Source organism: Undibacterium sp. Xuan67W (genome assembly GCF_049340165.1).
Taxonomy (GTDB): Bacteria; Pseudomonadota; Gammaproteobacteria; order Burkholderiales; family Burkholderiaceae_D; genus Undibacterium.
In genome coordinates this window covers 180713-193349 of record NZ_JBMPPN010000003.1, presented here as the reverse complement: position 1 = coordinate 193349, position 12637 = coordinate 180713, and the positions used below count along the sequence as shown (strand labels likewise).

Sequence of the window (12637 nt, the reverse complement as noted above, 5' to 3'; positions counted from 1 at the left end):
TGGCTGGCAAAGTCCGTTCGGCGTCTATTCAGGTTTGATCAAAGAAGCCTGATGTAGACGCGAGCATTAGGTGATTAATTTATGCAGACGACGTGACCGGCGTAATCGCTCGCCGCTCTATCGACGACGAGAGTATCAGGGACGTCGATGTGACGCCGCAGCGGGCCAGACTCACAATCACTCGCTCCAGCTCTTTGACGGATGGCGCAACCACTTTAACAACCACGCAATCTTCACCGGTAATCGCGTGACACTCGATGACCTCGGGAACCTGTTCAGCAATTTTAGTAACCGGAATATCGCTGGAGCGGCTGGCAACGCGGACAAACGCGGTAATGCCATAGCCCAGCGCTTCTGGATTGACGCGCGCATGGTAGCCCGTGATCACGTTGGCGGCCTCCATACGTTTCACCCGTTCGGCGACTGCGGGCTGACTCATATGAATGCGTCGTCCGATTTCAGCCAGCGTGACTCTGGCATCGGCCTGCAAAATATCCAGGATTTTTGCATCCATCTGATCTAAATCCAACTTCATGGAAAATCACCTGTTTTTCAATTAATCTCAAAGTAATGTAACTGATTTACCTTGCTTTATCCATTCATAATCTGGTTTTAGTCACCTACACTAGCTGCATTCAAAGTCGCTTTTCCCGAAAGATTGTCATGTCACGTTTGCCACGCTCTGTTTTGATTGCTTTACTCACGGTGTATATCGTTTGGGGCTCAACTTACTTTGCCATCCATGTCGCATTGACCGCATTTCCCCCGTTTTTACTTATGGGGACAAGGTTCCTGATGGCGGGTGGTTTACTGTTTGCCTGGCAAAAATTTCGTGGCACCGCCAATCCAAGCTGGCGCGAATGGCGCGATGGCGGTGTTGTCGGCGTCCTAATGCTGGGTGGTGGCATGGGGCTGACCGCAGTTGCACAGCAAAGTATTTCGTCCGGCCTGACTGCAGTTTTTATTGCGTGCTCGCCGATGATTTTATCTTTCTGCGTGGGCCTGTTCGGCGACTGGCCAAACAGACGCGAATGGACAGGTATCCTCATAGGATTCGCCGGTGCTGTTCTGCTCTCGCTGGGAGGCGAATTCTCAGCACGGCCTGCCGGTATTATCAGTCTGCTGGGTGCGATTCTTTGCTGGGATATCGGCTCCGTCTTATCGCAGCGTAAATTGAAGATGGCACCAGGGGCCATGGGATTTGCCAGCGAGATGCTGCTGGGTGGCGTATTCCTGACAGTGGTCGGTTTTTTGTCCGGTGAAAAATTCAATGCGCCCATCACCATGAATGCAATGTTCGCCTGGTCGTATCTTGTGGTTGCCGGATCTTTGCTGGCTTTTACGGCCTACATGTATTTATTATCCGCCGTACCGCCCGCTCTGGCTGGCAGCTATGCGTATGTGAATCCGGTCATCGCCGTGGCATTGGGAGTGATGCTGGGAGGAGAGCAGGTAGCGGCTCGCGAAATACTGGCGATGACGATTATTCTCGGTAGTGTATTCATTCTGACAACGGCACGCAGCAAGCAGAAAAACAGCGTTTAGTAATACCGTTCTTCTGCTGGCTTTAGAAAAATTCAGCAGTGTCGTTTGACTGCTCGGCGTGCAAGTCACCGCTGGTCACCAGCGTATCGTAGTAGCAGGTACGGTTGCGGCCATTACTCTTGGCAAAATACAGCGCCTGGTCAGCACGTCCCATTATCGCGACTGCCGGTTCAAATGCATCAATGCGTGCGAAACCCACGCTGACCGTAACTCTGCCGACCTGCGGGAAATTATATTGCTCCACATTTTCACGGAAACGATCAAAAATATGCTGGGCATCTTCCTGGGAAGTCGAGCGCAATAAGATCACAAATTCCTCGCCGCCAAACCGGAACAGGCGATCTGTGGGTCTAAAAGAAGATCGTAATAAATTCGCAATGAGAATCAGAACTTCGTCGCCATACAGATGACCGAACTGATCATTTACTCGCTTGAAGTGATCGATGTCGAGCACTGCCAGCCAATTTTGTTTTTCCGGCTCGCAGGCACGACGATCTTGTTGTATCTCGTCACCGTCTTCCCCGCCAATACCATTAGTTTGCTGCGAGCTCGCCCGCAAAATTTTGGAGAAGTTATCGTCAAACGTTTTACGGTTAAGTAATCCTGTCAATGAATCACGCTCACTGTAATCCAACAGGTTCTGGAAATTACGATAGACGATTAAAATACCTTCCATGACCTGCATGGCATTTTCTGAATATGAAGCGGGATTTGCTATTTCGAGACAAGTATTCAGCTTCTCATTGACCCACATCGGGAGCCAGATCAAGCGCTTGCCGTCCTCAGAGCGTCCCTCAATCAAGCTCATGTGTTGCTTGATCCCCTCTTCGAGAGCCGGGTATTTACCAATCACATCACCACCCTGACTCGCGACTGCATGTTCTGCTAAAGCGACAACCTTACCGTTTTTAATGGTAATTTGTGGTTGTACAAATATCTGCAACCCGACCGTAGCAATATCGAGCACGCGCGCATATTCCGCATTGGTCAACTCGCACAATGCAGAAATAACAGAAATATTGAGGAGATCATGGTCACGATGACCAGTGATTTCCACAAGGTGTTTTATGATGGAATCCATGCTCTATCTAAGAGATGTCCGAAAAAAAGCAAATAAAGTCGAACGACAATACCTTAGCTGCAACCAGGAAACAATAAGCACGAAAACATTTACAACAATTACAGTGCATTTACTTACGACTTGCAAGCCGGCGCCAGGTTGGGATACTTGCAATTTTATTCATTATCTTTATAAAACCTGAGGAACAAAGGTTTTTACATAGCAATTTTTACACTATTATAACAACGGAGCTAGCAAGTAAGCGGTTTAGTCTCTGCAAGAAAACAAAGAAACCAGTAAAGTTGGCTGACACCAATGCAATCTGTCACCATTGCCGACCGCAATGCGCCATACGATTGCTTAACAAGGACAGCCACGATGTTACATGCCAAGAAACTTCAACGATTTGCAGTGATCGCCTTGCTCGCTACGCAGTTGCTCCCTGCGCAAGCAAGTCAACTGGTGCAAGTAGTCGACAGCGCGGGACAAGCGGTTGCAGATGCCGTCGTGTACTTTGAAAATGGTAATGCAGAAAAAGTAAAATCCGCGAATGCCGAAATTCAGCAAAAAGATAAAAAGTTCATGCCACTGGTCACAGTCGTGCAAACAGGAACTTCCATCAGCTTTCCGAACAATGATACCGTCCGGCACCACGCATATTCATTCTCACCAGCCAAGACGTTTGAGCTGAAGCTCTACGCGGGCAAACCCGAAGCGCCAATTATCTTCGACAAACCTGGTACGATCGTCGTCGGCTGTAATATACACGATCAGATGCTGGCGTATATTCAAGTGGTCGATACGCCCTATTTTGCCAAGACAGATGCCAGCGGCAAAGCCCGGGTCGCGTCTATTCCCAATGGTAAATACACACTCAAAGCCTGGCACTTCAAACAGATGACAGGTGACGCTATCAGCGAACAGCCGGTAAATATTAAAGATGACAATGCCACGATTACGATCAAGCTTGGTTTCAAAGTAAATTAAGAAAATTTCTCTATTCAGGCATTAAAATAGAAAAGCCTTTTGATCGCCGCACAGCGCGGCAATTATTTGCCTGAGCAGGTGTCGCAAAAGAGAAGCATGCATAGGCTGGCCGTTTTTGCCGGTCATTGAAATACGAGCTAATTAATCATTCACTTCACCGCTATATCAAAAGTATTTTGCAAGGAAATTCATGCGTTTGCATAGTCTGGAAAGTCGTGTCGTTACCCTGTTTATCGTCTTGATTCTCGCCGTTCAGCTCGCGGGCTTTTTTGCTATCCGTAATGCGATTGATAGCAATGCACGCGCTGCAATTCAGGAAGAGCTAAAAATCAGCGAGAAAATTTTTGGTCACTTACTCGATCAAAACAAACAAAAATTAACCGAAGGCGCGCGCGTACTGGCGTCCGAATTTGCATTCCGTGAGGCGATTGCGACCAACGATACCGACACAATCGTATCTGCACTAAGTAACCTTGGCGACAGATTTGGCGCGAGCTTTTCTACTTTAGTCAGATTAGACAAAACTGTTGCGGCCTCCACCAATAATAGTCTGGCGAATAATGCAACATCATCTCTGCAGCCATTATTTATTCAGGCAGAGCAATCAGAAAATGGCAGCGCCTTCAGTACCGCCATCGTAGAGGGACATCCTTATCAGCTAGTGATGATTTCTGTCAAAGCACCCGTCAGGATTGCATGGGTAGTAATGGCGATTCCTATCGATCAAAAAATCGTTGCCGATATGCGCGAGCTGTCCGCATTACAAGTCACCTTACTTACCAGTGGTGCTGATGGCAAATGGAAGCCGGGTGTATCTACCCTGAATAGCGAACAGGTAAAGCAACTGGCTCAACTAGTACCGAAAATCAATGAGAAAAGCCAACTCATTGCCGACCTCAACATCGGTGATGAAGACTACAGCGCACGCGTCTTAAAGCTTGCTCAAAATGCTGACTCAATGACGGTCGCAGTCTTGCAAATTTCGGTCAGTGAAGCGATTGCTCCCTACAAAAAATTACAAAGAAATCTTCTGATCCTCACCGTATTGGGCGTCATTATCGCCAGCATCATCAGTGTGCTCAGCACCAAACGGATTACCGAACCGATGCGGCAATTAGCCGATACCGCGAAACGATTAGGTGCAGGCGACTACACCGCTGCTATTACAGTAAAAAGAAATGATGAAATCGGTGATCTCGCACAGACTTTCGCAACGATGCGCGACGGTATCGCGAACCGTGAAAAAGAAATCCGGCGACTAGCGTATTGGGACACCCTGACCAATTTACCTAATCGCGCTTTGTTTGTGAGCATGCTGCAAGATGCAATCAAACAGGCGCGCGCCACGGAGCAGGCCTGCTTTGTATTAATGATGGATCTGGATCGTTTCAAACACGTCAATGACGTGATGGGCCATAGTTTTGGCGATCAGTTGCTCAAACAAGTTGCGCTCAGACTTAGTGATGAATTAGGTCAGGGCGGAACAAAACCAGCACGCTTGGGTGGTGATGAATTTGCGATCCTGCTGCCGAATTCGTCCTTCAGGGAGGCGCAAGATCTTGCAGCAAGAATTTTACAGTCTCTGGAAAAACCGATCTCCATTGAAGATCAGACGGTAGATCTGGGCGCAGGCATCGGCATTGCCGGTTTTCCTGATAATGCGAATGATGCGGAGTCCTTATTAAGCCGGGCCGAAGTAGCCATGTACACGGCTAAACATGCCAACAGTGGCGCAGTAACTTATACGCCCGCAATAGACAAGACCAGTCAGCAGAGCTTGTCCTTATTAAGCGAGCTAAGAACGGCGCTGGAGCAGGAAAACTTTCGTCTGTATGTACAACCCAAAGTCGCACTCGATAGCGGCAAGGTGATTGCTGTCGAAGCACTAATACGCTGGATACATCCTGAGCGTGGCTTCATTTATCCTGATCAATTCATTCCGTTTGCAGAACAAACCGGTTTTATCCGTCAACTGACACGCTGGGTACTGAACGAGGCTGCCCGTGTTTGCAGTACCTGGATTGCCGATGGTCGCCAGCTGAAGATGTCGGTAAACCTCTCTACCCGCGATTTACTCGATCAGGATTTACCGAATAAATTTGCAGATATCCTTGAGAAACACCAGATCACTCCTGCCGCATTTTGCCTGGAAATAACCGAGAGCGCGATTATGGATGATCCGGTTCGTGCGCAAAATACGCTGGAACGATTGCATGCAATGGGTGCTGATTTATCGATTGACGATTTCGGTACCGGTTACTCATCGCTGGCATATCTGAAGAGCCTGCCAGTTGATGAGCTGAAAATTGATAAGTCGTTCGTACTGAAGATGGAACAAGATATTGACGACACCAAGATCGTCAAGTCGACGATCGATCTTGGTCACAATATGGGATTACGCGTAGTCGCCGAGGGTGTAGAAAACAAAGAAGTTATGAGCTTATTGAAAGACATGGGCTGTGATCAGGCACAGGGCTACTACATTAGTAAACCTATGCCGTCCGATCAATTTTTAAGCTGGTTGCAGACATGGGAATCCACTCCGGGCTGAGCTTCGGTGGTTTTTGCAAGTTGGCTAGCAATGGGTTACGTTACAGCATAGCCGTTCTGCATTAGACCAAATGCATCTGTTTATTTTTCCGGTCCCGCTTCCGTTTATACATACGACTGTCCGCGATCTTAATCAGTCGCACATAATCGTCGCCATCTTCCGGATAACTCGCCCAGCCGATTGATACGCCGACGCTGACAATCACGTCATCGAGTGCAATCGGCTCTTCTACCAGGGTAGAAATTTTCTCAACCATATTGTGAATATCGATCGAACTCTTTGTATCTTTCAGTAGCAACACAAATTCGTCGCCGCCATAACGAGCCACGATATCAGTATCCCGGATAGAAGCTTGAAGACGAGCGGCAATAATCACCAGTGCGCGATCACCGGCATCATGTCCATAGTTATCATTGATATACTTAAAGCGGTCGAGATCGACGAATAGCAACGTAAATACCTCCAGACCATGCGCCTTGTTCATGGCATTTTTTTGCAGGTAATTGATTTGTGCGAATAAGGATTCTCTGTTGGCGACCTGCGTCAGCTTATCAAAACGCAGCTTGTTTTCCATTTCAATCAGGGTCTGCGCCAGAATACCGATTTCGTCATCACGTCGTATATTCAATTCAGGCAGAGGTTGTCCATCGCCAAATTTTTCTGCCGCACTGGTCAGCTTGCGGATATCCCGGATCACCCTATCGACAATCGTCAGGCCAATGGTCAGGGCAAATACGATACAGGCGATAGCAATCACCAAGCTCTGAAAAAAACCTTGATTGATGCTGCTCATAAAGTCTGAACGCGGCACAGCAACTACGGTCAGCCAATTTAAGCCCTGTTTGGTTCCCAGCGATGACACCGCGACATCGACCGTCCCGATGGCGAGCTCTAACTGCTGAGTCGAAGAGACTGTTTTGTCTCCTTGCAAAATTTTGCGTTGCCAGGTGTCGCTTTTCTTATACGTCTCGCTGATCAGTGGCGATTTCATTTCTGAGGCAAGCAAACGTTCAGGCGCGCCATTCACCCGCTTTACCGCCTGCTCCTCACCCGAGGTCGCAACGATGTAACCATCGCTGTCAATGATATAGGCCACACTATTTTTACTAATATCCAGCGTACGCAAAAAATCTGACAACACTTTCAAGGTGACATCCGTCGCGACAACACCAGCGAGGGAACGGTCCTGCTGATACACCGCTTTGGCCAGCGTCACTGGTGGTTCTGCGGACGTAAAATCATTATAAATTTTTGACCATACCGGCTTGTCGGTATGCGCCGCTGCCTGATACCACGGCCGTTTGCGCGGATCGTATTGATCAGTACGCAATACTTCGGCACGGTCGCCCGGGGCATTGACTTTATAAACCTGACGCAAAGCGGTATTTGGCTCATGCCAGTACAACTCGACAAAATCATTGCGTATCCGGAAGACGCCGACCATACGGCCATCTTCACCGCCGTAATAGACATAGTTGTTCACATCCATGAACAGACCGCTGGCAGCCCACAATTTAACTTCGAGATTATGCAGATCATCGGAAAAATTCTGCGCCTTTGGCTGACGCTTGGGATCGGGAGCAACAGATTCCAGGGCGATCAGAGCGCCATCAAGATGTTGCTCCGTCGCATGACTAATCCGGTTGACCATATCGATCAAGACCCGTTGCGTCAGTGTATGCACGGCATCGGTTCCCGCCTTCATCGACACCCAGGCAATCGCCGCGGACACGCCTATCACCAGCACAGTAATGGGCACAACCAGTTCGCGACGTAAGGAAGACTTGCTCATGCCTTTGGGTTCCTGATGATAATCCGACGATGCTCTGGTCGCAGCCGCATGAGAGGCAAGGGGCGCATTTCGCTTTACTTTTCTTTTATAGCAAAATGGTTTTACTTCTTTTTGCAAATGGACAACGGATCACTCGGCATAGATAGCCAGAGTGACGCATCACAATGTATCGAAATTTATACACAACTCAATAATATAGAGACTTGTCGCTGGCTGATACGATTTTCCATGAGAGGTGTGGGTATTTTTTGGTAAAGTGTTGTCAAATTCGTCGCTGAATTTTTACGGTTTGACGATGACTTTTTCAACAGTATTTAACAATAGTTGACCTAAAGTTGAACTGAACTTCAATTTGGTTTCAACGTACTTTTAATTGAGTTTCAGGAAAAACTTTGTCCTCCGGATATTGTTCGTGACGTTTTTTGTGATGAAGAAGTAATGCCAAAGCAAGCATAAGCCTGCTACGCTTCATTGCAATGGTTTGCAAACGACTCAAAGCTTATTTTTTACGACGCGTACAGGGAGTAATGAATGTATCAAAACACATTGCGCTCAATCAGGGTCGCTCTGCTCAGCGCCACGCTATGCGGACTCGCAGCGAGTGCCGCTGCTGATAATTTTCCGGCGCCCGACATGGGCAAACTCCTTGCAACAGGCGGCGTCAAACAACTCGAAGGCGCTGGCGGTGGCGGAATTACGCCGTGGGCCTTGATCACCGGATATGGCAGCGAAGATAGCTACGGCATCAACGCGCACATTACTCAAGTCGGTACCCAGGATTACCGACTAAAGACTTACGGAGTCGCCGTGGGTTTCGCCGATAAATTGGAAATGTCGCTCTCAAAACAAGAATTCAGCGGTAGCCTGGCGCCGCTCGATCAACTGAATATTCAGCAAGACATTGTCGGCATTAAATTAAAACTGACTGGTGATGCGGTATTTGATCAGGATAAATTACTGCCGCAAATCGCCGTTGGTGTCATGCTAAAACGCAATAACGGTATAGCGGGCTAGGTGCTTTAGGATTAAGCAACGTCAGGCAACTCGGTGCCAGCAATGACACGGGGGTTGATTACTACGTGTCAGCGACCAAACTCTATCTGGATCAAAGTCTGTTGCTGAACGCGACCTTGCGTCTGACTAAGGCAAATCAAATGGGTATTCTCGGTTTTGGTGGGGATAAGAGCAATCACTATCAGGCAATGTTCGAAGGCTCCGCCGCCTATCTGATCCATCGCAAGCTGGTCGCTGGCGTGGAATACCGAATGAAGCCACGCAACCTTGGTGTCGACAATGAAAAAGATTTTTCTGATATCTTCCTGGCGTATTTTCCGAATAAAAATTTTTCTGTGACTGCCGCCTATGCCAATCTGGGTGACATCACTATTTTTAATCCTAAAAATCAACGCGGCTGGTATCTGTCACTACAGGTTGGTAATTAACAAACGAACAAACGATGACGCCGTCACGATTGGTCACTACTGCAAAAAACAAGACCAAACACTAACATCGCTGGCATCGTACCGGTTTTAGTAACATCACTTCAATTAACACGGATCAGGTTATGCGACATACCGCTTTGTATCAACCACTAGCCGCCCTGTTCATCAGTCTGCCCTTACTGGTTGCCGCCCCCGCGTGCCACGCACAGGCAAACCCTGACGCCAGCGCTTTATATCAGGCCCTAGGCAATCAGGCGGGCATCGGCCTGATTGTCGATGATCTGATTGTGCTGGTCCTGGCTGATGCACGCATCAAAGACTCATTTAAAGAGACCAATATCAAGCGCCTCAGTCAGTTACTCAAAGAGCAATTCTGCGTCCTTTCTGGCGGCCCGTGCAAATACACCGGTGACGATATGAAGCTGGTACACGATAAACTGGGCATCACGGCAAGCCAGTTCAACGCCTTAGCAGAAGATTTACAAACCGCCATGGACAAACATCAGATTCCCACATCAACACAGAATAAACTAATTGCTAAATTAGCACCGATGAAACGGGATATCGTGACGCCGAAAATGTAACGTTTTATAGTAATGATGGCCGACATACAACGCCTTTCATCCACAGGAATAGATGAGCTCTATTTGCTGTGATCTTGGTAGGGTCTTATTGATTTTCTGCGCTACAGGGTTGCTCTCTTTTTTCAGCTATTGTCTTCCGCCGTTTTTTTTTAAACCGCTTTTATCAACTGCTCTTCTCAGCTACTCTTCTCAACCGTTTTTCCTGGTTTCTCCTGATTGTATTAATTTTTTAAATTCGTTGAATCCGATTTCTGCACGGCCACGTATGTATTCAGGGGACGCCATATGTGCGTTGCACTGACTTATAACCTAACGAGGAAATCAAGATGCTTCTCAGACAACCACTTTTACCAACTCTCATGCTCAGTAGCAGCCTATTGCTGTGCCAATTTGCTGGCGCGCAAGACCTGACGCCGGATATGGGCAAACTGACCGCCACCGGTGGCGTCAGCCAGCTAGAAGGTGCGGGCGGTGGCGGCTTGACGCCTTGGGCGCTGATTTCCGGTTATGGTTCACGCGATAGCTACGGTGCTAACGTGCACTACACACAGGTGAAAACGCAAGATTACGGCTTAAAAACCTACGGCGTTGCTGTCGGCATCGCCGATAGAGTGGAGTTATCTATCGCGAAACAAGAATTCACTGGCAGTCTAGCTCCCTTGAATGCGCTGAATATTCAACAGGATATTGTCGGTGTCAAAGTCAAAGTCCTGGGCGATGCGGTCTATGAGCAAGACAGCTGGATGCCGCAAATCGCGGTCGGCGCCATGATCAAGCGCAATAACGGTATCGGCGGATTGGGTGCCCTGGGAGTGACCAACGTCAAGCAACTCGGTGCCAACGATGACCGCGGAGTTGATTACTATGCATCAGCAACCAAAATTTATCTGGAACAAAGTCTGCTGATCAACGGCACCCTGCGTATGACCAAGGCAAACCAAATGGGGATCCTTGGTTTTGGTGGCGATAAGAAAAATAAATATGAGCCAATGCTGGAAGGCTCTGCGGCCTATCTGGTGAATCGCAAGCTGGCAATCGGTGCTGAATACCGTATGAAGCCACGCAACCTTGGCGTCGATAATGAAAAAGATTACTACGACGTTTTTGTCGCCTATTTCCCGACAAAGAATCTGTCGATCACTGCGGCTTATGCGACGCTGGGCGATATCACTGTATTCAATCCGACCAATCAACGCGGCTGGTATTTATCGCTGCAAGCAGGCTTCTGATTTCACGTATGCAGCTTGATGATGTGTACCCGCTCGTCAAGCTGAATCCACACTCTTATTTAGAAAGACATGATCATGCGCACTCATTTTATCCGTCGTAGCCAATATCTTCTCTCCCTTCTCGCCGCCTGTGTCTGCATCAGCACCAGTGCTGTTGCTCAGACGGCACCGGACGCAGTCTATCAAGACCTCGGTGGAAAAACCGGTATCAGTAAAATTGTCGGTGATTTTTTACCGATTGTCTTAGCTGACACACGCATTAACGCCGCCTTCAAAGATACCGATATGGAACGCCTGGCACTCATGTTGACAGAGCAGTTTTGCGAAGTGAGCGGCGGCCCATGCAAGTACAGCGGCAAGAATATGGCTGAAGCGCACAAAGGTATGAACGTTACCAACGCGCAATTCAATGCACTCGCCGAAGACCTGCAAATCGCCATGGAGAAAAATAATATTCCTTCATCTGTGTCGAATAAACTCGTGGCGAAACTTGCACCGATGCAGCGACCTATCGTCAGTAAATAATTGGTGTACATTGGAGGGCGAGTCGCCTTCACTGCAAGCTAGCGAATGCGACGCTCCCCTCACTCATCTCACTTACCGGACCCATCATGCTTTCACACCACCGCAACTCCTGGCTCAGGCTCTCTAAAACAGGCTTGCTGCTATGCGTATTAGGTAGTCTAGGATCGATCTCTCCGGCCTGGTCAGCAACCGTGTTTGGTCTGGCGATTGATAAAAACAGCGCCGTCATGTCGGACGTCGTAGTGTATGCGACGCCGATAGGCGCGCCGATGCCTGCGACGGCGAAGACCGAAGCCGCGATTATTGCGCAAAGCGATATGCAATTTACACCGTATGTCATGCCGATCCGTGTGGGTTCGCAGGTCAAGTTCCCGAACTACGACAAGATGGAACATCACGTAAAGTCGTTTTCCCCCTCCAAAGAGTTTGAAATCAAAACCTATGAAAAAGGGGTGACGCCGCCGCCAGTGTTGTTTGATAAAGCGGGTATCGTCGTGGTTTACTGCCTGCTGCACAACTGGATGCGCGCCTATGTGCTGGTGCTGGAAACACCTTACTTTGCGAAGACAGATGCCAGCGGTGTGGCAAAAATAGAGAATTTGCCCGACGGACAGTACGAGATCAAAGCCTGGCACCCGAACATGGGCAGCATCAAGCCGCCCCTGAGCCAGACCGTCACCATCAACAATCAGTCAGCACCGTTGAAATTTCAATTTGACTTCGTACCTATTCCAAGAAAACCTGCCCAGTTGCCAAAACCTAATACTGGGTACTAGTATGGCCATAAACAGTGCTTTATCCGCTTTATTTACGGTGTGATTGAAAAATACTCCCCATATTTCCAATATTCCCAATAACTTTTCATAATTTCTAATAATTCCTAATACCTCTCAGGGCCATAAAAAAAGCCGCTCAATCGACG

General features: G+C 48.3%; 10 protein-coding genes and 1 pseudogene. 8 read left to right on the top strand and 3 right to left on the bottom strand.

Annotated features, from left to right (window positions below; genetic code table 11):
• Positions 1–79: 79 nt before the first annotated feature.
• A complete protein-coding gene (locus tag ACO0LE_RS04020; RefSeq protein ID WP_422959122.1) occupies positions 80–535 on the bottom strand; it encodes an Lrp/AsnC family transcriptional regulator in 456 nt (151 codons plus the stop codon).
• A gap of 128 nt (positions 536–663) precedes the next feature.
• Here ACO0LE_RS04020 and yedA point away from each other — a divergent pair, with 128 nt between their 5' ends.
• Complete coding sequence (yedA, locus tag ACO0LE_RS04015; protein WP_422959121.1) at positions 664–1545, top strand: drug/metabolite exporter YedA; 882 nt, start codon at positions 664–666, stop codon at positions 1543–1545.
• A 22-nt stretch (positions 1546–1567) separates the two neighbouring features.
• Here the strand turns inward: yedA and ACO0LE_RS04010 are convergent, their stop codons facing one another.
• On the bottom strand, positions 1568–2626 hold the full coding sequence (locus ACO0LE_RS04010) for a GGDEF domain-containing protein (protein ID WP_422959120.1): 1059 nt from the start codon (positions 2624–2626) through the stop codon (positions 1568–1570).
• A 357-nt stretch (positions 2627–2983) separates the two neighbouring features.
• Between ACO0LE_RS04010 and ACO0LE_RS04005 the strand changes: the two genes are divergently transcribed.
• Positions 2984–3592: a methylamine utilization protein gene (locus ACO0LE_RS04005; RefSeq protein WP_422959119.1), complete on the top strand. Its 609-nt coding sequence runs from the start codon at positions 2984–2986 to the stop codon at positions 3590–3592.
• 190 nt (positions 3593–3782) lie between these two features.
• The gene (locus tag ACO0LE_RS04000) at positions 3783–6143 is read left to right on the top strand and encodes an EAL domain-containing protein (protein ID WP_422959118.1); all 2361 of its coding nucleotides are present in this window, start codon (positions 3783–3785) and stop codon (positions 6141–6143) included.
• Positions 6144–6204: 61 nt separating this feature from the next.
• Here the strand turns inward: ACO0LE_RS04000 and ACO0LE_RS03995 are convergent, their stop codons facing one another.
• Entirely contained in the window at positions 6205–7935 is a 1731-nt protein-coding gene (locus ACO0LE_RS03995; protein ID WP_422959117.1) for a diguanylate cyclase domain-containing protein, read from the bottom strand.
• A gap of 633 nt (positions 7936–8568) precedes the next feature.
• Between ACO0LE_RS03995 and ACO0LE_RS03990 the strand changes: the two are divergent.
• From ACO0LE_RS03990 to ACO0LE_RS03970, 5 genes and pseudogenes are all read left to right on the top strand, one after another.
• Positions 8569–9377, top strand: a pseudogene (locus ACO0LE_RS03990) (DUF3034 family protein).
• A 122-nt stretch (positions 9378–9499) separates the two neighbouring features.
• Positions 9500–9961, top strand: a complete 462-nt coding sequence (locus ACO0LE_RS03985; RefSeq protein WP_422959116.1) for a group I truncated hemoglobin — start codon at positions 9500–9502, stop codon at positions 9959–9961.
• A gap of 359 nt (positions 9962–10320) precedes the next feature.
• Entirely contained in the window at positions 10321–11190 is an 870-nt protein-coding gene (locus ACO0LE_RS03980; protein ID WP_422959222.1) for a DUF3034 family protein, read from the top strand.
• 75 nt (positions 11191–11265) lie between these two features.
• Positions 11266–11715 (top strand): group I truncated hemoglobin, encoded by a 450-nt coding sequence (locus ACO0LE_RS03975; protein WP_422959115.1) that lies wholly within the window; start codon positions 11266–11268, stop codon positions 11713–11715.
• An 86-nt stretch (positions 11716–11801) separates the two neighbouring features.
• Positions 11802–12491, top strand: coding sequence for a methylamine utilization protein (locus ACO0LE_RS03970; RefSeq protein WP_422959114.1), 690 nt, complete (start codon positions 11802–11804; stop codon positions 12489–12491).
• Positions 12492–12637 lie beyond the last annotated feature (146 nt).